This is a genomic window from Methanomethylovorans sp. PtaU1.Bin093 (assembly GCF_002067275.1).
Classification (GTDB): Archaea; Halobacteriota; Methanosarcinia; order Methanosarcinales; family Methanosarcinaceae; genus Methanomethylovorans.
On the sequence record NZ_MVQX01000060.1, the window covers coordinates 45,491 to 69,294 of the forward strand.

Sequence of the window (23,804 nt, forward strand, 5' to 3'; positions counted from 1 at the left end):
AAATAGGAGACGATTTAAATGGCTGACAAACCACACATGAACTTAGCAGTCATCGGTCACATCGACCACGGCAAATCAACACTTGTCGGAAGATTGATGTTCGAAACAGGAGCAGTACCTGCTCACATGATCGAGAAATACAAGCAGGAAGCAAGAGAGAAAGGAAAGGAGTCATTCGCCTTTGCATGGGTTATGGACTCTCTGAAGGAAGAGAGAGAAAGGGGTATCACCATCGATATCGCTCACAGAAGGTTCGATACCGACAAATACTATTTCACAGTCGTGGACTGCCCAGGCCACCGTGACTTCGTCAAGAACATGATCACAGGTGCATCCCAGGCAGACGCTGCGATCCTTGTGGTCGCCGCACCTGATGGCGTCATGGCACAGACAAAGGAACACATATTCCTCTCCAGAACCCTTGGTATCAACCAGCTGATCATTGCCGTCAACAAGATGGACGCAGCAAAGTACAGCGAAGAAAGGTACAAGGAAGTAAAGGAACAGGTTTCACAGTTGCTCGGCATGGTCGGTTTCAAGGCATCTGAGATCCCATTCATTCCAACCTCTGCATTTGAGGGTGACAATATCTCAAAGACACCCAGCCCGAACACTCCATGGTACAAGGGACCATCCATACTTGAAGCTCTTAACGCACTCAAGACTCCAGAAAAGCCGGACAAGCTGCCACTCAGGATCCCCGTGCAGGATGCATACACCATCTCCGGTATTGGAACTGTGCCTGTAGGCAGAGTAGAGACCGGTATAATGAAGAAAGGTGACAAGGTAGTATTCATGCCAACTGGCGCAGGTGGAGAAGTAAAATCCATTGAAATGCACCATGAGGAAATCCCTCAGGCTGGACCTGGTGACAACATTGGCTGGAACGTCAGAGGTGTAGGAAAGGCTGACGTGCGCAGAGGAGACGTATGCGGACACAGCGACAATCCACCAAGCGTTGCCGAAGAATTCAGTGCACAGATCGTGGTACTCCAGCACCCATCTGCGATCACGGTCGGATATACACCAGTATTCCACTGCCACACCACACAGACCGCATGTACCCTTATGTCAATAGACAAGAAACTTGACCCGAAGACAGGACAGGCCAAGGAAGAGAACCCAACCTTTATAAAGGCTGGAGATGCGGCAATTGTAACCGTTAGGCCAACAAAGCCAATGTGTATCGAGCCTGTAAAATCCATTCCACAGCTTGGAAGGTTTGCCATCCGTGATATGGGAATGACCATTGCTGCCGGCATGTGCATGAGTGTCAAACAGAAATAAGGACACTCTCCTTTTATCTCAGAGGAGAATAATATGGCACAGAAGGCAAGAATTAGATTATCAGGGATCAGTCCGGTAAATCTGGATGGAGTTTGCGATCAGGTAAAAGCTATCGCTGAGAGGACAGGGGTCAGCATCTCTGGACCAGTGCCTCTTCCTACCAAGAAACTGGTTGTCCCTACTAGGAAGAGCCCCAGTGGCGAAGGGACCGCAACATGGGACCACTGGGAAATGAGAGTACATAAAAGGTTGATAGACATCGCTGCCGATGAAAGGGCATTGAGGCAACTCATGCGCATTCAGGTGCCGAAGGATATCAACATAGAGATCGTGCTCCAGAACTAAAAACATAAAGTTACAGATCTGATCTGTAACCCTCTTTTTTTCTTTATTTTCTTTGATAAAGCCGGTAGTGTTAGCTGTGAAAGGTTTTTGTGACAGAACTGCTGTTAAAAGTCATTTTTAGGAAGTACTTATTCATATTCTCGAATACTACGATGAAAAAGCATCATAAAAGTAACGTATATCCGTAAAAAGACTCATAGAGAAAATGGGAGCTCATATAAAAGAAAAAGTACTGATTTTAGGAGCAGGGTACACCGGACCAGTGGCAGCGAATATGAAAGGCATGGGCATTATGATATAACTTATCAAGTCCCTGGGAAGGGCAACAAAAGATGTTTAAGAAGAAGCTCCTTTTGAGGAGCATCTTCTTTTTCTCAGGTTTTGTCATCTTCAAAATCAATAGAGCTGTGAGTGCCGTCACAGAAAGGTTTACTGGCGGACCCGCCGCACCTGCACAAAGCCATTACAGGCTGAGTTGACAAAGAAGCACCTTGTGAACTGATCAAGTGATCAACATTCTTTACAATATAAGGACCATTTTTTGTGATCTCTATAGATGGTTTTTTATGAGAAATCGTCTTTTCTGCATGTGTCATGATAATTCCCAACTTCTACTAATATTCATAAGTTAATATTGTTTTTGATGCAGCTTGGGTAGAAACACGTAATCTTATAAAAAAAGTTGGGACTTCAGATTTAAGGATTACAGTATAGATATTGACTGATTATTTTTGGGACTGTCATATTTATGTCAATTGAAAAGAACCATGGAAAAAGTAAGTTGTAAATAGATTAAAATAATAAAAAGTTGTTCAATGAACTCATCTGCTAGAATTAGCCGAAAAAATTATCATAATATATGCACACGGGGAAAAAATAGATAGATGATATGCTAAAAACTAGATTCTTTTGTTCTGGGAACATATGAGCCGTAAAATAAAATTGAAGCTCTGTATTGAGCTTTTTGCCATGCTGTAGCCTTCAATTGACCTATCCTGAATGTGAGTCTGCAATTAAATCTGTCCCTGTGTTATTAAATCAAGAGGTAAAATGTCATTTGAAAACCTAAAGATCAAAAAACCACTTCAAAGAGCGCTTGAAAATGAAGGATATACTACACCCACCCCGATACAGGCACAGGCTATACCCCACCTGTTGGAGAACAGGGATCTGATAGGCATTGCCCAGACAGGTACAGGCAAGACTGCCGCATTCGTATTGCCGATCCTTCAAAAACTGTCTGAGGTGAACAGACCATCTAAGCCTGGAATGCCACGGGTACTTGTACTTGCGCCTACAAGAGAGCTTGCAGCGCAGATAGGGGAGAGCTTTGCCACTTATGGGCAGTTCATAAGGTTCCGGCACACTGTTGTTTTTGGTGGTGTCGGGCAGGGACCTCAGGTAAAGGCCTTATCGCATGGTGTTGATGTCCTGATAGCCACCCCAGGGAGGTTACTTGACCTCCTTGACCAGGGATATGCAAAGCTAAATGCTGTTGAGTTCTTTGTGCTTGACGAAGCCGACAGGATGCTTGACATGGGCTTTATCAAAGATGTGTACCGGATAGTATCCTTGCTTCCTGTGAAAAGGCAATCTCTTTTCTTTTCTGCTACTATGTCCCCACAGATAGCAGAACTTGCGCGCAAGCTTCTTACCAGCCCGGTGCACGTGGAAGTCACTCCACAGGCTACAACTGTGGAAAAAATAGACCAGTTCGTTTTTTTCGTGGACCAGGAAAATAAGGATAACCTCTTGCTCGGCCTTCTGCAGCATAACCATTTAACATCGGTCTTGGTGTTCACCCGCACAAAACATCGTGCAAACAAAGTGGCTTTGATGCTTAATAAGAACAATATCGAAGCGGATGCCATCCATGGGAATAAATCGCAAAACCAGCGCACTAAAGCTATGGATGACTTCAGGTCCGGAAATGTGAGGGTACTGGTGGCAACCGATATTGCTGCGCGTGGGATTGACATTGAGGATATATCTCACGTTATAAACTATGACCTTCCTAACGAGCCAGAGAATTATGTGCATCGCATAGGACGTACGGCAAGAGCAGGATCAGATGGCACAGCATACTCATTCTGTGCGGCAGACGAACGCGATTACCTGCGCAGCATCGAAAAACTCACATGCCAGGAAATAGAAATTGCAGAACACCATTATCATTCGGAAAAGGCAAAAAATGCCACAGGTGAGGCAGCGAAACCTGCACCAAGAAAACAGCATGGATCCGGACAGAGAACCAGACCACAGAAACAGAACAGGCAGCATCCTGTAGCAAGGAACCCGCGTCCTGCAAGAGGCCGCTGACAATCTGAAAATAACATCAACAGCACATTTATCAGTGATGAATACCTTATCGGTATTCACTCTCTGGACCTGTAGTGTAGCGGATATCACTTAAGCCTCCGGAGCTTAGAACCCGGGTTCGAGTCCCGGCAGGTCCGCTAAAAAAATTAACTAATTCTAAAAGTTACTGCTTTTTTTGCTCAACATACTTATACTGAAAATTATACTGAAAAAACCACATAAATACCATTCTAAACAATACTCAGAAGAAACTCAAAAGGTTTATGTGGACAGGCAAAAGAATATAATTTTTTTAAACTGCTGTAACAGTCTGGTTTTCATAGCCAGTTTCTGTATACACGTACTCTTCTTTATATCTTGCCAACGCAAAGCCCACAAAAGTCAAAGCAATCCCTAATATCATATGTTCAGTTATTATTGATCCAATACCTGTTACGAGGACTAATAACCACAGTTTTTCTAACATAATAGATAATATGCGGGCTAACTATATAAATAAAATTTTAATAAACAATCGTGAGAATATTTTATAATGATTGATAATTGAAGTCTTTCTAGTACTCCATTCCATTCATAAGAAAATATTAATATATTTTTGATTCTATACATGATGATGCTAACATTTTGTGGAATGGACAAAGATTGTCGTGGTCCGTTAAAAAAGAACAATTTCGCAAATACAGTGACTTACATTATTTTCAATAGTTAATTTCTTTTTTGTTTGGTTCCTGCTGTGGAAGCCTTAATTTAAAAGTAGACCCTTTGCCTTCCTCGCTTTCCACCCACACCCTGCCTTTATGCAATCCAACAAATTCCTTCACCAGCGCAAGACCAAGCCCTGTGCCGCCATAGATCTTCGAGGTAGACGGATCAACCTGCATGAAAGGTTTGAATATAAAATCAATGGCATCCCGAGGGATCCCGATACCCGTGTCTGATACGGATACTTGCAATTCACTGTCAATAAGTTCTAGAGTAAGTGTCACTGACCCCTCGAAAGAAGTGAACTTTACCGCATTGTCAAGCAAGTTATACATTATCTGCTTGAGCTTTGTCTTATCTGCACATACCTGTGCATTATTGGTAAGTTCATTGATCTCAAATCTTATGTTCTTCCTAACTGCCATAGGATGGATGACTATACTTAGATCATCCAATAACTCTTGGACATAAAATCTCTCACAATACAACTCCATTTTTCCTGCTTCTACTTTAGAAAGATCCAGTATCGTATTGATGAGATGCAACAGGTGTTTTCCACTGTTCAAGATGTTCCGGACATATTTTGCTTGTTTTTCATTCATATCTCCAAATGTCCCTTCATTCAAGACCTGGGAAAAACCAATTATAGAATTAAGTGGAGTTCTTAGTTCATGGCTCATATTTGCCAGGAATTCGGACTTTGCCCTGCTGGCCTCCTCAGCTACCAGCTTCGCATGTAACATTGCCTCTTCTGCTTGTTTACGTTCATTGATATCCTGAAAGCTCTCAAGGATATACTGTTTACCATGCAGACTGATCCTTTTAGTGTTCTTGAGAATGGGATTCTTCCTACCATCCTTGCATTTGATAGTAGTGTCCATGCCCTGAAACCCATTAAGTCCCTCAACCCATATAGGACATTTTTTTGATCCTGATCCTTTTGGGCACAGAATATCACATAACTGGCCTACAAGCTCTTCCTTTGAAAAACCCGTGATCTCGCAGGTCTTGTGATTAACATCCTCGATAATATAATCCTGCCCAATGATCAGAGTTCCACTGGGAATGTTTTCATACAGCGCCTGGAACTTTTCTTCACTTTCCTTTAAAGTTACCTCTGAAAGCTTCCTATTGGAAATATCTCTTTGCGAGACTGCCATGTACCAACATACTCTCTGGCTGCATATATAATATTCTACTTATAAAAATTTATACTCAGCATTAAATCATATAGTTAAATGGAAACATAAATTAAAAGGAGTATCATTGTACATTTATAACCCACGTTTTTCAAAGGGAAATGATTTAAGTATTTAGGATAGTGGATATTGAAATATCAATGGGGAGATCGGATGAAAAGGAATAAAAAATTGAAAGGCAGTGCCCTGCAAAATCGGAGCAAGGACATCCGGATGCGCAGTATCGCGATCGGAATAGGTGTTGTGCTTATGATCACGGGCGCCATTGGGATATTACACAACATGAGAAGTTCCGGGGAATGGTCTGTCTCTGATGAAGGGGTACTATCTTATGATCTGCCGGAAAAAGCAGATTATTCCATCACTGAAGCTAAAATGACAGAAAATGGGAATGCGCTTAAATATCTTACATTCACCAGTGAGCACAGCATCATACAAGGACTCATGCGCCTTCCTCTATCTGACAAAAAAGTCCCTGGCATAGTAGTGCTTCCCGGAGCCGGGACCGCAAAGGAAGAACAACAGGGGCTTGCATCCGACCTTGCGGATATGGGATACGCCACCATCACTATCGACCAGCGTAACCAGGGGGTTGTGAACCCTGAAACTGATCTGCAACTATTTGAAGAAGGTAAAGGTCCCTTTGAATATAGCATGGTATATGATGCCCTCATGGCTGCTGAAGTGTTAAGAGACCAGAAGGAAGTGGATCCTGAAAATATAGCTATGCTTGGAATCAGTAACGGAGGGAGGTTTGCCATAATTGCAACAGCTCTTGACCCCAGGATCAAGGGAGTCATTGGCATCAGCACATCGGGGTACCAGACTGGCGCAATTGATAAGAACAGGATCAATGAAAATGCATACAAATTCTACAGGTCCATAGATCCTGATAACTACATAGCAACAATATCACCCCGGAAAGTCGTCTTGATCCATGCTATTAATGATACTATAGTTCCCTACAGCATGGCCGAGGTTACATTTGAATTGGCCAAAGCACCAAAAGCAATGTATACCGTGAATGGCAGCATACACGGATATAGTCCATCTGCAAAAGGAGAATTAGAAAAAGAACTGGCAATTATCTTTGACCAATGGCCGGAATGAAGACCACCTGAGATCTCAACGGCATTTATCTGATGGCGCCCGGATAAAAGCCTGCCCGCAAGATGAGTAAAAGCCGTCTGTTCTTTCACATGGTCCATGCACTTGTATATTATCCTCAAGGTTACTTTCTCTGTTAGGTTCAATGGTATCGATAGACATCTGATGATCACCCGTATTAAATAGATACTAATCCAGATATATACAAGACATATATAAAACTCACTCTGCATAAGAACACATCTTTTATTATAGACCTTAACTATTACATGTTGTCTGAAAGATACAGAGAGGAAATTCATGAAGCTTGAAACACAGGCTATACTCAATACCGATGACCTTACCTCCATCATGTTCGATATGGACAATACACTTTTTGATTTTGTGGAAGCAAAAACACGTGCTTGCCAGGAGATAGTGGACCACCTTGGATGTGGAGATGCACTTGAACTTTTCCAGTACTTCAGAAGACCAGGCTGCGGCTTCGAAGACTGGAACAATATACGGGACTATATTTTGGATATGGGCGTATTCTCACGATCTACGTATGATGAATGCTGTAAGATATACGAAACAGAGAAATTAAGAGCTGTGGATCCATATCCAAACGCCATTCCCACTATCAGGGAACTCAAGAAAATGGGACTGAAAATTGTAATACTTACAGACGCACACAGTAAAAATGCAAAGAAGAGACTTGAAAAGACCGGTTTCTCTCAATGGCTGGACGCTCTCTTCTGTGCGGACATCACAGGTTCAAGCAAACCTTCGCATCAAACCTTCCTTTTTGCTCTGGAAGCACTTGACCTGCAGCCTTGTGAAACTCTCTTCGTTGGTGACAGCCTGCGCAGGGACATTGCACCTTCAAAGGCTTTAGGAATGCTCACTGCCTATGCAGCTTACGGGGACAGGAACAACGATACATACAGACCCTGCGGAACTGCAGATCCTGATATTATACTGAACGATATCAGCGAAGTGCTCGACCTGTTCAAAACTGGAAAAAGAGAATAAACATGCAGTATGATGTCATTGTTGTAGGAGGCGGACCTGTCGGCTCAACTGCAGCACGCTACGCATGTGAGGAAGGAGCAAAGGTTTTGCTTATTGAAGAACATGCTTTTATAGGTTCACCGGTGGGATGTACAGGCCTGCTCAGCACACGTGCGGTAAAAGAATGCGATGTTGAACCTTCCGATGACTTTGTCCTTAACTCTGTCAGAGGAGCCTATGTTCACCCGCCCTCTGAAAGACCATTGCCTATAGACGGAGGCAAAACAAAAGCGTACGTAGTGTCAAGAAAAATGTTCGACAGAACACTTTTCAGGATGGCAGCAGATGCCGGGGTTGACGTGATGCTCAGGACGCGTGCAACAGGAATGCAGCTCAGCAACAGTTCCCAGACTCTCAGCGTGCTTGAAAAAGGCAACGTGCAGAACATCCGGGCAAAAGTGATCATTGCTGCAGATGGAGTACGCAGTAATATGGCAAAGATGGCGGGTCTTGGAAATGTGCAGAGGATCATGCCGGGTATACAGGTAGAAGCTCCATATAGGTCAGATGACCCTGATTTTGTCGAGCTGTTCGTAGGTTCGAAGGCACCTGGGTTCTTTGCCTGGACAGTGCCTGTGGATGAACATATTTCAAGAATAGGACTGGCAACCGATGGTATCAATGGCCCTGAAACTAATGAATGCCTGCAATGGTTGCTTCAACATCATCCTCATATTGCAGCCCGCTATCAGGGTGGCCTGACAGATATGGTATTTGGTGGCATACCTATAGGACCCCTGCGCAGGACCTATGCTGATGGGATAATGGTAGTTGGCGATGCTGCCGGCCAAACTAAACCGACTTCCGGAGGTGGCATCTATACAGGTGTTTTATGTGCCAAAATTGCCGGGAAGGCGGCAGCTTCCCTTGATGACGATGCTTCTGCAGGCAATTTACAACAATATGAAAAACAATGGAAAGCCGCCATTGGAAAAGAACTTAGCATGGGTATGAAGATACATGATTTCATCAAAGGTCTCAGCGACAGTGAACTGGATGAATTGCTAGGCGCTATGAACACACCTTCTATTGTGGACACTATTACGGAATACGGGGATATGGACCATCCTTCTATACTCATCAGGAAAATGCTTGACCCAAGAAGGTCAGTGCATATGGTGAAGCTCTTCACGGCCTTTGCAAAAGCTGTGCTGTGAGATCCAAACCTCAGAACCTGATATGAAGGATCAGGATATACTTACCCCTTTTACACTTTTCAATTTGAGAAGTTCTTCTACAACTTCTCCTGAAACCTTGCTGTCAGTGATAATTGTCAGGCGTGGTTCATTCGTAAAATAAGGGTCATCCGAAACTGCCTGCCTGATGCTGACACCATGAATGGAGATCACACCGGTAACGTCGGCGATTATACCCGAATGTGCCGCATCATCTGGAATTATGATAATTACTCCAAGGCCAAGAGAAGGAGCCACATCCCTTAAAAATGGTATGGAATGCACTTTCTGGAATATGTTCTTCAAGAGAGGGTCTTCAAGTATGGCCTCTGTGGTAGAGTCCACCACACGCCTGTCTACCCCTACCTCCCGTGCAAGCTGGGTATGGGGGATCTCTATCTTACCGGATGTAACTTTTCCCTCTTCGTTAACCTGAAAACCGCGCTCGAAAAGTAGCCTTATGACTTTCTGCTGAGCAGGGTGTTTTTGGAATTTCTGCATTATGGTGCTCCACATGGTCTATAGATTAGCGTTTAAATTATAAATCCTTAAGTCAGATAGCAAAGAAAACCTTTTAATCTGAACACACATGTAGAATAGCAGGTTTTGTACACACCCGCTGGACGGTCCTGTGCTCCTTAAAGGCATATGGGACCATGCCTTTAAATGCAGATGTGAACGTATTATTTTGCCAGACTATATTTATGCTGGCGTTGTTGGAGGAAATATATGAAGACATACCGGGACTATGATGACCTGCCTAAGATAGAACTTCCCCATGGGCAGGAGGTGTCGATCAGTGACAGTACCTTAAGGGATGGAGCCCAGATGCCGGGCATTGTTATAAGAAGCAAGCACAAAGTGCAGATATACGAATATCTGCATATGATCGGCATTGAAAAGCTGGAAACATTTGTCTATAATGAAAGAGATAGAAAGGCTATCAAACTCATGCAGGACAAAGGGTATGAATTCCCGGAAATAACAGGATGGGCTCGTGCAAATCCTGCGGATATCGACATGGTCCTCAATGTTGACGGAATAGAAGAAACAGGCATCCTCATGTCCGTGTCCGATCCCCATATCTACGATAAGATGAAACTTCCAACCAGGGAAGCAGCCCAGGAAAAATATCTCAATGCTCTGCAATATGCAGTAGACCATGGTCTTAGGACACGCGCTCATATCGAAGATATGACCCGTGCTGACAATTATGATTTCGTGTTCCCCCTGGTGGAAAAGATACTTGAGATCGATCCTGACTGCACCATCCGGATCTGTGACACCATAGGATACGGCATCCCTTTCATGAACGTAGATGAACCCTACGGAATACCCACTATTGTCAAATACCTGAAACATGAGCTCGGTGCGAAGAACATCGAAACTCACTGCCATGATGATTTCGGGCTCGCAGTCGCAAACTCCCTGGCAGGCTACTGGCACGGTGCCAACTGGTCCAATGTGACATACCTGGGCATTGGCGAGAGGGCAGGCAATGCAGAGATGGAAAAACTGCTGGTCTTCCTGAAAAGGCGTATCAAGGGCTTTGAGAAATATGATCTGAGCTGCCTTGTGGAATTTGCCAAGTTCATGGAGAAGGAGATCGGTATAAGGATACCCCGAAATAAATCTGTGGTGGGGCAGAACGTATTTGCCCACGAGTCAGGTATCCATACTGCAGGCGTTATCAAGAACCCCTTCACGTATGAACCATATCCGCCCGAGATGGTTGGAGGCCAAAGGAACTTCCTAATCGGGGATTCTTCGGGAATAGAGGTGCTTAAGTTCAAGGTACAGGAAACGCTAAAAGAAATGATGGATGTTCACATAGAGGTAGATAAGAACGATAAGCGTCTAAGGAGTATACAGGCAGACATCCAGAGACTCTTCAATGAAGAAAAGAGGGTTTCCTGCATTTCCGATGAGGAGATCCGCGCCTATGTCAAGAAGTACTTCATGTTCAACCCCATAGTGAACCAGGACCTGCACCGCAGAGAGGACGATGAAGGTCATGAACATGCTCCGGGAAACGATCAGCGTGATATCAAACCTCGTATGTACGACGAAGTGGACTGAATAATATAAAACACAGAAACACTGGCAGACTACTCAATATCAAATGTAATGGATGTCTGCCACCAATTTTGTTTTTTAATTCCCTGACTTGGGACCGGTTTTTAGAGGGTCTATAAAAATAACAAAGAGAAGCTATTACTTAAGCTCCTCTGCAGTATACTTTGCGATCGCATTTGTCATCTCACTGAGCTTTGCATTGCCTCCCAGATCGTACGTGACATACTTGCCTTCGGATATGACACGCTCAGTAGCCCTGAATATGGCTGCCGACCGCTCTGGTTCACCCAGATATCCGAGCATCCAGGCACCTGCAAGTACTGTAGCCACAGGATTCACTTTGTCCAATCCGGCATATTTGGGCGCAGAACCGTGAGCTGGCTCGAACATGGCGAAATTATCGCCTATATTGGCAGAATATATCAGGCCGATGCTTCCCACAAGGGCAGAACATTCCTCACTGAGCACATCCATGAACAGGTTAGTGGAAAGTAACACTTTGTTGTTGAAGATCTGCGGGTTCTTGATCAGCTGCTGTGCGATATTGTCGATGTGGTATTCCCACACTTCAATACCCGGATAGCTCGCAGCCGCTTTGTTCACCTCTTCCAGGAACAGACCACATGTGCGCCTGAGAATATTGCTTTTGTGGATGGCCACAACGGTATCATAATTTCTTCTTTTGGCTTCCTCAAAGGCGTATCTTGCAACCTTGCCGCTTGCTGTGCGAGTGATCTTCCTGATGGCTATGGCCACATCATCTGTAAGACGTATCTCCTCGCCCACATACAGCCCTTCGGTACCTTCGCGGACACACACGAAATCAACATCACCAAGAGGCCTGCTGGTGTTAGGGAAGGTCTTGATGGGACGCACGTTGGCATAAAGGTCATATTTCTGCCTTATAGAAACAGCCACACTTCTCGGGGCACCCACTATACCGGGTGTTGTGGTCGGGCCCTTGTAGCATGCATTAGAATTGTCAAGGATGTCCCATGTCTCATCCGGTATAAGGGAATTGCCACCATGCTGCTCCCACCATGTGGCACCTGCATCACATGTTATGAACTCCACATCAGTTCCGGCAGCTTCCATTACCTTGAACATCGCATCCACCAGTTCGGGACCTACGCCATCCCCTTTGATTACTGCTGCAGTCTTGCTCACTATTAATCACCGACCATTCTAAAGGCATAGGTCATTTTTAAGCCTTCGCCATGAAACACGAAACCTTAATCCTGATATAACATATATATTCAAGTATGAGTGGCAATTTCCCCATAACAGACGAACACATGCATATAGATCCCAGAAGCAAAGGTCTTGAAGCTGTCAGGGAGTTCCAGCAGGCAGGAGGAACACATATATTCCTTGTGATGAAGCCATCCTGGACACTAGGTGTCAAAGTCACAAGGCCTGAGGACCAGATAGCTGTTTTTGAAGAGACCATAGAGATCTCCGGACAGATCAATGAGACCGGCGTGAGATCATTTCCTGTGCTGGGAGTGCATCCTGCCGAGATCACTCATCTTCTGGAGTACATGGATCTGCAAACCGCAGTAAGAACGATGAAAGGAGGACTGGACATAGCTGCCCGATATGTGGAAAAAGGACTTGCTGTGGGTTTGAAAAGCGGGAGGCCACACTATCCGGTCACACCGGAAGTATGGGACGCTTCCAATGAGATAATGGAACATGCCTTCACCCTGGCAAAAGACCTGAATTGCGCCGTGCAGCTGCATACGGAAAGCGTAGGAGAGCCTGAGCTTGAGGACATTACTGCCCGTGCAAGAAAAACAGGAATCGGCCTCCACAAAGTGGTAAAGCATTACGCTCCTCCCCTGGTGAGTGCCTGTGAACGACTTGGCATATTTCCCGGAGTGCTGGCGGGCAAAGGGGCCATAGAAGAAGCATTGACCCAAGGCACCAGGTTCATGATGGAAACGGATTACATAGATGATCCGCAAAGGCCGGGGGCTGTGCTTGGGCCCAAGACCATACCCAAAAGAACATTAAAACTTGCGGAAGAGTACGGGGAGGAGCCCTTCTGGAAGATCCACAAGGAAAACCCCGAACTTGTATATGATGTAGACATCGAGCTTTGACACCACACATAATTACTTCACAAGCAGAATATAGATATCCATCACATTTGTACCAGTTTGACCGATCTTATGCAGATCTCCGATGCCATCAAAGAAAGGATATGAATCATGTGAATTCAACATCTCCCTCGCATCCAGACCTTGCATTGCGGCTTTTTCCACACTGCTCCCATCAGCAAATGCGCCTGCTGCGTCAGTGGGACCATCGATGCCATCCGTACCGGCTGCAAGGAACAACATATCTTCCAGGCCTTCCGCCTCTATCGCAAAGGATAGAGCCATTTCCTGGCATCTTCCACCCTTACCACCATTCCTGATGGTGACAGTAGCTTCCCCGCCCGCAATAATGCAGGCCGGCCTTGACATGGGCCTTCCATGCAACAGTTCATTCTTTGCCAAAGCGGCAAATACCTTTGCGATCTCTTTAGACTCGCCTGTAATATAAGAACTTAGCAGCAGAGTGTTGTATCCCATCTGTGAAGCCTTCTTTTCAGCAGCGTCAAGAGCAATGCAGTTAGTACCTATAAGCTTGCTATAACAACGATCAAATACCGGATCCCCTGCTTTGAGCGTTTCTTCGACCAATCCGTTCAGTCCATCCTCCAGTAAACGACTTATGGAAGGGAGAAGTTTGATCTGATACCTCTCCACAATATCATAGAAATCTTCGAATGTGGATGAATCAGGAACGGTAGGTCCTGAAGCAACTATATCCAGAGTATCACCCACCACATCCGATAGCACAAGACTGATCGATTGGGCAGGGAAAACCATTCTTGCAAGACCTCCGCCCTTTACTACGGACAGGTGCTTCCTTACAGTATTGATCTCTTTTATAGTCGCACCTGAAGATAGCAAAGCTTCATGCAGCTTGACAAACTCCTTAAAAGATACATCCTTACGTGGAAGTGCGAACAGAGAAGAACCACCACCAGAGATGAGGAAAAAAACAAGATCTTCTTTTCCTGCCTGAGATAACATCTCCTTTACCATCTGACCTGCTTTAAGGCTATTTTCATCAGGAACTGGATGTGCGGCCTCATATACCTCGATCTGCTCAAGTTTGCTCCCAAGCCCGTATTTAGTGATCGCCATACCCTTAAGAGGCAGATCATGGAGAATTTCTTCAAGAGCCTTTGACATGGGCACTGAGGCTTTTCCAAAAGCTACGACATATATGTTTCGGAACTTGTCCAGATCATATGAACGGTTCCCTACCTGTAATGTGTTCTTATCCCTTGCCAATGCCCTTTTGACAGCAACAGAAGGCTCCACAGCCTCTATGGCACTTTTAAGGATCTCAGCTGCATCTTTCTTTAGACCATTGTGCATAATCTATTCACTCAAGAACTCGGTTCTTATTTATTGCCTGCCAGGATTCCCATCTGGCTTCCTTCATCTGACTGCAGACCTGTACTTATGGATCGAAATGTTCTGCTGGCATGAAACGCCACTGTCCACAAGCCAGTGGATCACCACTATGGATAACTGTGCCAGAACAAAACTTTTTCCATCTACTTAAATCTTCTCAAATTATCCGGCCACATCGCTTGCCAAAAACAAATATATGCTGAACAAAGATAGCTGACTATAGTTCACAAAGTCTGCACACAGAGTTTTCACATACCTTATTACCAAACTTCCATTTAAGGCCCCATGCCTTGATGTCGCGTATTATAGATATGAATTCATCTCCGCTGGCAGTAAGGGAATATTCACAGCGGACCGGAAGCACAGAATCGTCAATGATCTTCTGTACCAAACCCTGCTCTTCCAGTTCCTTTAACCTGGCTGAAAGGGTCTTAGGCGTAATGTCCTTGAGCTTACGCTTAAGCTCATTGAATCCTTTTTCTCCCTTTTCACCTTTATGAAGTTCAAATAAGATGTACATAGACCACTTTTTGCCAATTATATCTACTGTCTTGTAAACGGTACAATCCTTCATAGTATCCATATAGAAACTGCATAGTATATAAATTAATATCTTATTTATACTTAATATCTTAAAGATACCAAATCGAGTGAAAAATAGCCGGGCCTTGCCTGCCTATTTAAAGGAGCGAGATATCATGCAATTCCTCAGCAAAACCCCTTCAGGGGAAGTACTTACGACGTCCGGGCTGGTAAACTACCAGGAAGAAGCAGTTGTCAGCCGCACCCTCTCCCAAACAAAAAATGGCACGGTAACTGTTTTTGCTTTCGACGAAGGACAGGGATTGAGCGAGCATACTGCACCTTTTGACGCAATGGCGTTCCTGCTGGAAGGAGAAGCCCAGGTCAATATACAGGAAAAGGAACATTTGGTGAAGGCGGGAGAGATGATCATAATGCCCGCAGATCAGCCTCACAGCCTGATGGCTTTGAAGGGGTTCAAAATGCTATTGGTCATGGTACGCTCCTGAGGTGCACGATGACAGATGATCAGACAAAGAAGATAGCAGTAATGAGATGCGACATTGTTTCAGAAGCTTGTCCTGGTGTCGGTTGTTTCATGGCATTTAATAACAGAAAGGAACATTTCAGGGAATATGGAAGTAACACTGAAATAGTAGCATTCTTTACCTGCGGGGGATGTTCCGGACGCAGAGTATACCGCCTGCTGAAATCCCTTGGACGGTTCAAAGTAGACGTAGTACATCTCAGTTCATGCATGCAGATGGATAACTATCCAAAGTGTCCGCACATAGAAGAGATAAAAAGGACAGTTCTAAATGCCGGCATGGAACTGGTGGAAGGCACACATCATTAAGGAGAAGTGGCATATCATGGTGATTAGAACCATAGTGAAAATAGATGAAGAGAAATGTAACGGCTGTGGAAAATGTATATCTCCCTGTGCAGAGGGTGCCATACAGCTTGTCAACGGTAAAGCAAGGGTCGTATCAGAGGAGCTCTGCGATGGCATGGGCTTTTGCATAGGCGTATGCCCGCAGGGAGCTATCTCGGTCGAGCAAAGGCAAACCGTTGAATTCAACAGGGAAAAGGCAGAATCACAACCTCGCAGTACAGATATATCCATAAGATGCTTTAAGTGCGGAAAGGGAGAGAAGGAAAGATATCTCATGCCTTTGCGCTATAAAATGGAAAGCATCTGGGTGTGCACACGCTGTCTGCCATCATTGATACATGGATGAGAACATGCTGAAGATAAGGATCCTGAAACCTATCGACAACCTGTGCGATTATACGTTCAATTTCTGCTGGAACGACAGCAAGCTGCAGCCTGAAGATGTGATACCTTCCCAGGAAGGCACTTCCTTCACATACGCAGACCTTGTAGCTGAGCTCAAGGCCGGCAGAGACGTATGCATAGATGGAAATGCAGGTAAAAGGCTCGCTTATAGCGCAGGGACAGACCTGAAACATCTGGGAGGTACAGGTGGAACTGAAAAGGCGGGAAATATATTCGTCGAAGGTGATGTAGGACCTGAAGCCGGTATGGGAATGGCATCAGGAAGCATATATATAAAAGGCAACATAGAAGAACCCTGGGGAAACATATTGGAAGTGACTTCTGATGTCGAAGGCTACAGGAAGTTCCGTTCCATAACAGATCTGATCTCCAACGGGCCCGGCAAGGATACGTTAAAGAACAATTCACTGTCTGAAAACACCCTCAAATTGAACGATGGCATCCTTAGAGGAACCGTAGGAGCAAGATGTAACTGGCAAGGCATTATCCTTGTGGAAGGAGATGTCTATAACGGTACTGGCGTACTTATGCAGCAGGGAACAATAATGATCAAAGGGGATGCGGGAATGAACACTGGTTCACACCTTGATGGCGGGACAGTCGTGGTTCATGGCAGTGTCGGCGAATTCTCAGGTGCCTATATGAAAGACGGAAGATTGATCTTCATAAATGCAAAAGGCTATGTGGGTGCAGGCATGACAGGAGGAGCCATATATTCAAAGAAAAAAGTCAGTACGAGTCCTCCGGCGGTCAAGGCAAGGCTTGAAAAAGATGACATCGAGCTTATCCGCAGAACCATGGAAACCGGCCGTGTTGAATCCATGCTCTACAACAAATATGAACCTGAAAAGGAAAAAGAAAAGTTCGTTACAGTGCATATGAGAGACGGATCCATAGTTATGAGGAGAATCTGACCGCGGATCATGCTTTAAGGAAGGTTGCCCAGAAAACACTCCCCTTACCCATCGGATTGTCAGTCACTCCCAGTTGCCCACTATGGAGTTCCACTATTTTTTTGGCTATTGCAAGACCCAGACCTGATCCTTTTATTGCACCTTTCTCCACCCTCCTGAAACGTTCGAAGATGGCTTCCTTGAACTCATCAGGTATACCATCACCTTCATCCACAAAACACACCTTCCATGAATCGCCTGCATCTATGACGTTAATATCTATATTTCCATTCAGAGGACCATACTTTAGTGCATTGGACAGAAAGTTCACAAATACCTGTTCCATCAGGTTATTGGCATTTGCAGGATACGGGCCAGATCGGAAAAAAGAAACTTTGGCATTCTTTTCTGATATCTGCATCCTCATGGATTCAATCACATTGTCTATGATACAACCAATGTCCTTTTTTTCAAGGGGTATACTGCCCAAGGTATCAAGTTTTGTAAAAGAAGCTGCTTCCTCTATAAGGTCTATGAGCTTCTTATTTGATCTGGATATGCTTTGAAGATATTGGAGCTTCTTAATATCTGTTTCAATTTCCAGCAAATGTTCCGTGTAACCCCTGATTACCCCTGCAGGGTTGAGCAGATCATGCCGCAGTATATCTGCAAAAAGGTCCTTCATTTCATTGGAATGCTTAAGCTCACTGGCATATTGCTGTAACCTTTGTTCCATATTCTTGCGTTGCAATAGCTCTTGCTTGAGCAAATTGTTACGCCGGGAAAGAAACAGTGCCACAATAAATACGATGATGAATAGCTGGGCCATCCAAAACAAATAAAAGCCTATGGTCTGCAAAAAAGATGCTTGATCAGATCCTCCGGTGGGCACATTAAGGGATCTAGAGGGAACTGGACCATGCTGCAGCTTTGAGTAAGACGTCTCGCTTCCGACGACCAGATGTAGAAAAAAGAATGATAGTATTAAAAAAATTAGTACCATTCGATATATACTGCTTTTTTTCATCAGTCACCCTCTGGAAGTTTGGGGAGTACATGTATACAAATCAAATATATACTTTTTGATATACGGAAGTATACTTCCTTCTTATTTGAAGCTAACGAAAAGATAAATAAAGAATAAAGGAAAAAATGATATAAAACATATTAAAGGAAATTGAAGGTAAAGAGCAATGGAAAAAGCTACGTTTGCAGCAGGATGTTTCTGGGGAGTGGAAGCTAATTTCAGAAGAGTGAAGGGAGTAATAGCAACGGCTGTGGGATATACGGGCGGGAATTTTGAAGATCCCACATACGAAGATGTATGTACCGGAAGGACCGGACACGCTGAAGCCGTTGACATTCTCTTCGATCCTGCGGTAGTAGGCTATGCACAGTTGCTTGAAGTGTTCTGGAACATTCACGATCCTACTACAGCCAACCGGCAGGGACCGGACATTGGCACCCAATATAGATCCGCTATCTTTTACCACGACCAGGAACAAAAAAATACGGCAATCGCATCAAAAGAAAGAGCTCAGAACTCTGGCAAGTTCAAAAGACCCATAGTCACTGAGATAGTGCCAGCATCTGCTTTTTACCGGGCAGAGGAATATCATCAGCAATACTTTGAAAAGGGAGGGATGGGTGGCTGCAGGATCCACTAGGGTCATTCCAGCCTGATGAATTTAAGCAGGTTCGTTCCTCCTTTTTTCCCATGGCCGGCAGTTTGTCCCTGAGTGATTATGACCAGTTCCCCGGGAGCATAGATGCCATATTGCTTGAGCTTTTCAAAAGCCGTATGTTCCCAATCAGTAACCTTTCCTTCTACTAATACAGGAAAAACTCCATACTGAAAGGCCAGGCTGTTGCACGTATTCGGATACCTGCTGAGACCTATGATCCAGCTATCTGGCCTGAACCTGGAGATGCGTCTGCAGGTTTCCCCTGATGCGGTCGGAACAAGTACATATTTAATAGGTAATTGTTGTAAAGCCTCGTTTATCTGCAGGGCAATGATATCATCGATCTGCAGATTCATTTTGCTCATGGCCTTCTTCATCTGGTATATGCCCGTCTTGGACTTACTGCGCCACTTTTCGGTCTGCTTTGCGATCTTTGCCATTATTTCCACAGTATCCTGGGGATATTTGCCTACTGCTGTTTCAGCTGACAACATCACTGCATCTGTCCCATCTATTATCGCATTGGCGACATCCGTTGCTTCAGCGCGTGTGGGCCGTATGTTGGAGGTCATGGATTCCAGCATCTGTGTAGCAGTTATCACAGGAATGCTGAGAAGGTTTGCCTTGTGGATTATCTTTTTCTGGACTATCGGAACGTCCTCTATAGGGATCTCGACACCCAGGTCACCCCTTGCGATCATGATGGCATCTGCTTCAAGGAGAATGCCATCGATGTTCTGGACCGCCTTCTCCCTTTCGATCTTTGCCACCAGAAAAACCTGCTTGCCTTTTGAGGCAGCATATTCCCTTACCTTTTTTACATCATCTGCTGATTCGATGAAAGATATACTGAAACAATCAAGCCCTTCACCCAGAGCGAAATCGATCATCAGCAGATCTTTCTCGGTTACCGGCTCCAGGAACACACCGGCACCCGGGAGATTCACACCTTTATGAGATGTAAGCTCTCCACCAACGATCACTTTGCATTTCACATTCTTTCCGGACACTTCAAGACATTCAAGCTGTAAGAACCCATCATTGATATAAATAAGACTGCCTGGAAAAACACTTTCCGTGAGCTTTGGATAGTCTATCGGTATGAAAGACTCTTCAGGGAGTTCCGTAGATGAAGTGAGCACCACTGTTTCCCCCTGTTGCAGGAGCAATGGCTCTTTAACGAGTTCGCCAACCCGTATCTTAGGTCCGGGAAGGTCCACGAGAATAGCAATTATCTTACCCATCTCGCTTGATATTTTCCGTATCCTGTGGACGAGCTCCCTATGATGGCAAAGCTCACCATGGGAAAAGTTCAGGCGAGCTATATCCATACCTTTAAGGATCAATCCCCTGAGCACTTCTTCAGAAGAAGAGGAAGGACCAATTGTACATACGATCTTAGTTCTATGATCAGGAAGCATAATAGCACATACTGATATTGATGCTTAAACATGTCATTGATACTAATTATGGTTTACGTATACAATTCACTATCAAGGCATCGGTACTTCTGTCAACAGCAAGCATTCAACAGTACTTGCATTCATTTAAATACTACTGCTATACAACATCAGTACTGTAACTATTCATCAGATCACATGGGGTAAAAATATGGTAAAAGCAGTATACGAGTTGAACGAAGAACAGAAAAGAGATCTTGCATCTATTTTTGGAGAAGGGGTCAATTTCAAAAAGAAGGAAAGGCATTTTTACACTCATGATGTTGGATCATTGCCACCTGTTGTAAAGACATTTCTTGGAAATACACAACCTGCGGCCATAGTAAAGATAAGGGACGAGGAACAGGCTGTAAAGCTCATGGAATTTGCCCGCAAATACGAAATAGCTATAGTCCCGCGGGCAGGTGCATCCTCAGGCTACGGCGGTGTAATACCCACTAAGGGAGGCATCATTGCAGATGTCACTCCCATGCGCAAGATCATAAGCATCGATAAAGAGAACATGAAGGTAACAGTGGGTGCAGGCATCGTATGGGAAAAACTGGAATCCAAGCTGAATAAGGAGGGGCTTGCAGCACAGGCTGTACCTTCCAGCGCAATGTCAGCCACAGTGGGCGGATGGCTTGCGCAGAACGGCCTGGGATACGGCAGCTATGAATATGGCTGGTCCCAGGACACCATGGAAAGCGCCAGGGTAGTGCTTCCCAATGGGGAAGTAAAAGACTTCAAAGGCGATGAGCTGCAGAAGATCGTGGGCACCATGGGTACATTGGGTATCATCACACAGGTCACTCTTAAAGTAAGAGGATTAGAAAAGACCGCAGCTATATCTGCAAAGTTCCCGGATGCCACCAGCATGCAGAAAGCCATCGAACTTGTCAGAGAGCGTAAAGTACCTCTCTGGTCTGTATCGTTCATCAACCCTGAATGGGCACAGATGAAGAACAGGGCCCCTCCAAAGACACATTACGGAGAACCGGTGGAAGAACACAGGCCAGAACTGCCGAATGCCTATATCTGTAATTTCGCCTATCCTGGGTCCAGGGACGTTAGTGCGCTCAAAGGTATCATCAAAGAGGCTGGCGGAGAAATATTGCCTGATGAGATAGCTAAGCATGAGACAGAAGAATGGTTCAGGTCCATGAAGGTCAAAAGACTAGGTCCTTCGTTCATTCCCGCAGAAGTGATCGTGCCTGTGTCCAGCATTGGAAAGGTTTTTGAGGAGATCAATAAAAAGATAGGTCTTACAGTGCTTGTGGAAGGTATGGTCGCCAAGAGCGACGAGGCGGTGCTGCTGTGTTTCATGCCGCACTCAGAACTGTCCTTTAAGTTCAACATGGCATTTCCCCTCGCTATCAGTATAGTGAAGATCGCAGAAGCGAACGGAGGGCGCATCTACACATCTGGGCTGTACTTTGCGAAAAACGCTGACAAGGTTTTCGGAGATAAACTTACCAAGATCCAAGAACTTAAAAAACAGGTTGATCCAAAGGACATAATGAACCCTGAAACACTGACCGGAAAAACCCTGATGAAGACAGGACTTTCCATGGCAAAGAGCTTTGAGCCCCTTGCCCGTTTCGTAGGCAATCGCTCCGGTGTCGGTGCACATGAGTTCACCGACCAGAAAGGCATACCCTGTGAGGTGCTATCACATGCCTACACCTGTGCTCAGTGCGGTTACTGTGTGCGCGAGTGCGACCAGTATTACGGCAGGGGCTGGGAATCTCAGTCCCCTCGGGGAAAGTGGTTCTTCCTGAAAGAATACATCGCAGGCAGAGCGGAGCTGGATCAGGAACAGGTGGATACCTTCCTTGCATGTACCACATGTGAGATGTGTGACCATTACTGCCAGCTTGACCTGCCCATAGAGCGTTCCTGGATGACGCTCAGGGAAAACTTTGTCCAGAAGAAGAAGATGATGACCATCCCGCCATTTGAGATCATGGCACAGAGCCTTGAAAAGGAAAGGAACATCTGGGCCAATTACAGAAAGGACAGGGATGGCTGGCTGCCCAACGATATACGTGCCAAGATAAAGGATAAGGCAGAAATAGCCTATTTTGCAGGATGTACCGCCTCCTTTGTGGAAAAGGATGTGGCTGTGGGTGCTGTACGCCTTCTTGACGAAGCAGGTATAGAGTTCACATACCTGGGCGACAAGGAAGCATGCTGCGGGATCCCTATGCTTGTGGCGGGGAAATGGGACATCTTCGAGAAAATAATGAAAATGAACACTGCAAATATGCAGAAAAAGGGGGTGAAGACGGTTGTAACCTCATGTCCTGCCTGCCTGTTGATGTGGAAAACTCTCTACCCCCAGTGGGCTGAGAAGCTGGGTATGCAATATAACATAGAAGCAAAACATTATTCGGAAGTGCTTGTGGATAAGCTGGATGTGCTGAAGCCGAAGTTCAAGGTGCCACTGAACAAGGTTGTCGCGTGGCATGATTCATGTCACATTGGCAGGGCTGGCTCGGGTGTGTATGAGCCGCCCCGTGAATTGCTCAAGGCCATACCAGGTGTGCAGTTCAGGGAAATGGAACATAACAGAGAGAAAGCACTTTGCTGCGGTTCCGTGGTAACGCTTATCGATGAACCGAAGGTGGCAGGTAAGATAGGGAACGTGCGCCTGCAGGAGGCCGTTGCCCAGGACGCAGACATAATGGCCGCTCTCTGTCCATGCTGCATGGTGCAGTTCAGGATAGCAGCAAGGGATAACAATGTTAACCTGGAGATCCAGGACCTCGGTGCACTTGCAGCCCGCAGCCTGGGATATGACATTCCTGATACCACGAATGTCGCTCTTACCGCATGGGCAACATTCGACAAGATGATAGATCTCATGTTGCCTGAGAACATGACCGAGATGATGGTGGAGCTGTTGCCTGATATGATTGGAGCTATGCCTTCATACATGCAGGCAATGATGAAGACGGTCAAATATGTACCAGGCATGGATGCTCTTATGAAACCCATGATGCCGAGGATGATGCCTTTGCTCATGCCATCCCTTATGCCGAAGGTCATGCCAAAGATGCTGAAGGCAGTGGAAAAGAGGGTACCAATGCCGGACTACATGCTGGAACAGATGCCTGACCTGATGCCCGCTGCAATGGCGAACCTGATGCCGAACATGCTTCCGCAGATCGCACCGCTGCTGACACCGAAGATGATAGAGTACATCAAGGCACATTGAAAGATG

The 23,804-nt window shown here is 45.2% G+C and carries 23 protein-coding genes and 1 tRNA gene; 15 read left to right on the forward strand and 9 right to left on the reverse strand.

Annotated elements, in window-relative coordinates:
- The first annotated feature begins 18 nt into the window (after positions 1–18).
- Together tuf and rpsJ are read left to right on the forward strand one after the other, a co-directional pair.
- Positions 19–1,287 (forward strand): translation elongation factor EF-1 subunit alpha, encoded by a 1,269-nt coding sequence (gene tuf, locus A4E24_RS07395; protein WP_292352643.1) that lies wholly within the window; start codon positions 19–21, stop codon positions 1,285–1,287.
- A 33-nt stretch (positions 1,288–1,320) separates the two neighbouring features.
- On the forward strand, positions 1,321–1,632 hold the full coding sequence (rpsJ, locus tag A4E24_RS07400; protein ID WP_292352644.1) for a 30S ribosomal protein S10: 312 nt from the start codon (positions 1,321–1,323) through the stop codon (positions 1,630–1,632).
- A 374-nt stretch (positions 1,633–2,006) separates the two neighbouring features.
- On the opposite strand, the gene A4E24_RS07405 is transcribed toward rpsJ, so the two are convergent.
- Positions 2,007–2,228 (reverse strand): CDGSH iron-sulfur domain-containing protein, encoded by a 222-nt coding sequence (locus A4E24_RS07405; RefSeq protein ID WP_292352645.1) that lies wholly within the window; start codon positions 2,226–2,228, stop codon positions 2,007–2,009.
- 454 nt (positions 2,229–2,682) lie between these two features.
- Here A4E24_RS07405 and A4E24_RS07410 point away from each other — a divergent pair, with 454 nt between their 5' ends.
- Positions 2,683–3,951 carry a DEAD/DEAH box helicase gene (locus A4E24_RS07410; protein WP_292352646.1) on the forward strand — a complete coding sequence of 423 codons (1,269 nt, stop codon included), beginning with the start codon at positions 2,683–2,685 and terminating at the stop codon, positions 3,949–3,951.
- 65 nt (positions 3,952–4,016) lie between these two features.
- Positions 4,017–4,088, forward strand: a tRNA-Arg gene (locus A4E24_RS07415).
- Between the two features lie 155 nt (positions 4,089–4,243).
- Here the strand turns inward: A4E24_RS07415 and A4E24_RS07420 are convergent.
- Together A4E24_RS07420 and A4E24_RS07425 are read right to left on the reverse strand one after the other, a co-directional pair.
- A complete protein-coding gene (locus A4E24_RS07420) occupies positions 4,244–4,417 on the reverse strand; it encodes a hypothetical protein (protein ID WP_292352647.1) in 174 nt (57 codons plus the stop codon).
- A 232-nt stretch (positions 4,418–4,649) separates the two neighbouring features.
- Positions 4,650–5,813 (reverse strand): PAS domain-containing sensor histidine kinase, encoded by a 1,164-nt coding sequence (locus A4E24_RS07425; RefSeq protein ID WP_292352648.1) that lies wholly within the window; start codon positions 5,811–5,813, stop codon positions 4,650–4,652.
- 192 nt (positions 5,814–6,005) lie between these two features.
- Here A4E24_RS07425 and A4E24_RS07430 point away from each other — a divergent pair, with 192 nt between their 5' ends.
- The 3 genes from A4E24_RS07430 (at position 6,006) to A4E24_RS07440 (ending at position 9,169) form a co-directional block, all read left to right on the forward strand.
- On the forward strand, positions 6,006–6,962 hold the full coding sequence (locus A4E24_RS07430; protein WP_292352649.1) for an alpha/beta hydrolase: 957 nt from the start codon (positions 6,006–6,008) through the stop codon (positions 6,960–6,962).
- 297 nt (positions 6,963–7,259) lie between these two features.
- Positions 7,260–7,973, forward strand: coding sequence for an HAD family hydrolase (locus A4E24_RS07435; protein WP_292352650.1), 714 nt, complete (start codon positions 7,260–7,262; stop codon positions 7,971–7,973).
- Positions 7,974–7,975: 2 nt separating this feature from the next.
- Positions 7,976–9,169, forward strand: coding sequence for an NAD(P)/FAD-dependent oxidoreductase (locus A4E24_RS07440; protein ID WP_292352651.1), 1,194 nt, complete (start codon positions 7,976–7,978; stop codon positions 9,167–9,169).
- A 30-nt stretch (positions 9,170–9,199) separates the two neighbouring features.
- Here A4E24_RS07440 and A4E24_RS07445 read toward each other — a convergent pair whose 3' ends face one another.
- Positions 9,200–9,703, reverse strand: coding sequence for an amino acid-binding protein (locus A4E24_RS07445; protein ID WP_292352652.1), 504 nt, complete (start codon positions 9,701–9,703; stop codon positions 9,200–9,202).
- 213 nt (positions 9,704–9,916) lie between these two features.
- On the opposite strand from A4E24_RS07445, the gene A4E24_RS07450 reads away from it, so the two are divergent.
- Positions 9,917–11,266 carry an isopropylmalate synthase gene (locus A4E24_RS07450; RefSeq protein ID WP_292352653.1) on the forward strand — a complete coding sequence of 450 codons (1,350 nt, stop codon included), beginning with the start codon at positions 9,917–9,919 and terminating at the stop codon, positions 11,264–11,266.
- Positions 11,267–11,401: 135 nt separating this feature from the next.
- On the opposite strand, the gene A4E24_RS07455 is transcribed toward A4E24_RS07450, so the two are convergent.
- The gene (locus A4E24_RS07455) at positions 11,402–12,430 is read right to left on the reverse strand and encodes an isocitrate/isopropylmalate dehydrogenase family protein (RefSeq protein ID WP_292352654.1); all 1,029 of its coding nucleotides are present in this window, start codon (positions 12,428–12,430) and stop codon (positions 11,402–11,404) included.
- Positions 12,431–12,525: 95 nt separating this feature from the next.
- On the opposite strand from A4E24_RS07455, the gene A4E24_RS07460 reads away from it, so the two are divergent.
- Positions 12,526–13,368 (forward strand): TatD family hydrolase, encoded by an 843-nt coding sequence (locus A4E24_RS07460; protein WP_292352655.1) that lies wholly within the window; start codon positions 12,526–12,528, stop codon positions 13,366–13,368.
- 12 nt (positions 13,369–13,380) lie between these two features.
- On the opposite strand, the gene A4E24_RS07465 is transcribed toward A4E24_RS07460, so the two are convergent.
- A complete protein-coding gene (locus A4E24_RS07465) occupies positions 13,381–14,700 on the reverse strand; it encodes a glycerate kinase (RefSeq protein WP_292352656.1) in 1,320 nt (439 codons plus the stop codon).
- Positions 14,701–14,956: 256 nt separating this feature from the next.
- Complete coding sequence (locus A4E24_RS07470) at positions 14,957–15,313, reverse strand: helix-turn-helix domain-containing protein (protein WP_292352669.1); 357 nt, start codon at positions 15,311–15,313, stop codon at positions 14,957–14,959.
- 124 nt (positions 15,314–15,437) lie between these two features.
- Between A4E24_RS07470 and A4E24_RS07475 the strand changes: the two genes are divergently transcribed.
- Genes A4E24_RS07475 through A4E24_RS07490 form a run of 4 tightly spaced genes read left to right on the forward strand, consistent with a single transcriptional unit; the run spans position 15,438 to position 17,475 of the window.
- Positions 15,438–15,770 carry a cupin domain-containing protein gene (locus tag A4E24_RS07475; protein WP_292352657.1) on the forward strand — a complete coding sequence of 111 codons (333 nt, stop codon included), beginning with the start codon at positions 15,438–15,440 and terminating at the stop codon, positions 15,768–15,770.
- Between the two features lie 8 nt (positions 15,771–15,778).
- The gene (locus A4E24_RS07480) at positions 15,779–16,117 is read left to right on the forward strand and encodes a CGGC domain-containing protein (RefSeq protein ID WP_292352658.1); all 339 of its coding nucleotides are present in this window, start codon (positions 15,779–15,781) and stop codon (positions 16,115–16,117) included.
- 16 nt (positions 16,118–16,133) lie between these two features.
- Positions 16,134–16,502: an ATP-binding protein gene (locus tag A4E24_RS07485; protein ID WP_292352659.1), complete on the forward strand. Its 369-nt coding sequence runs from the start codon at positions 16,134–16,136 to the stop codon at positions 16,500–16,502.
- The gene (locus tag A4E24_RS07490) at positions 16,495–17,475 is read left to right on the forward strand and encodes a formylmethanofuran dehydrogenase (RefSeq protein ID WP_292352660.1); all 981 of its coding nucleotides are present in this window, start codon (positions 16,495–16,497) and stop codon (positions 17,473–17,475) included. The genes A4E24_RS07485 and A4E24_RS07490 overlap by 8 nt, the downstream gene beginning before the upstream one ends.
- A 7-nt stretch (positions 17,476–17,482) precedes the next feature.
- Here the strand turns inward: A4E24_RS07490 and A4E24_RS07495 are convergent, their stop codons facing one another.
- Positions 17,483–18,283 (reverse strand): sensor histidine kinase KdpD, encoded by an 801-nt coding sequence (locus A4E24_RS07495; RefSeq protein ID WP_292352661.1) that lies wholly within the window; start codon positions 18,281–18,283, stop codon positions 17,483–17,485.
- A gap of 364 nt (positions 18,284–18,647) precedes the next feature.
- Here A4E24_RS07495 and msrA point away from each other — a divergent pair, with 364 nt between their 5' ends.
- On the forward strand, positions 18,648–19,121 hold the full coding sequence (msrA, locus tag A4E24_RS07500) for a peptide-methionine (S)-S-oxide reductase MsrA (RefSeq protein ID WP_292352662.1): 474 nt from the start codon (positions 18,648–18,650) through the stop codon (positions 19,119–19,121).
- Positions 19,122–19,123: 2 nt separating this feature from the next.
- On the opposite strand, the gene pyk is transcribed toward msrA, so the two are convergent.
- The gene (gene pyk, locus A4E24_RS07505) at positions 19,124–20,563 is read right to left on the reverse strand and encodes a pyruvate kinase (RefSeq protein ID WP_292352670.1); all 1,440 of its coding nucleotides are present in this window, start codon (positions 20,561–20,563) and stop codon (positions 19,124–19,126) included.
- Positions 20,564–20,750: 187 nt separating this feature from the next.
- Between pyk and A4E24_RS07510 the strand changes: the two genes are divergently transcribed.
- Positions 20,751–23,798: an FAD-binding and (Fe-S)-binding domain-containing protein gene (locus tag A4E24_RS07510; RefSeq protein ID WP_292352663.1), complete on the forward strand. Its 3,048-nt coding sequence runs from the start codon at positions 20,751–20,753 to the stop codon at positions 23,796–23,798.
- The last annotated feature ends 6 nt before the right edge of the window (positions 23,799–23,804 follow it).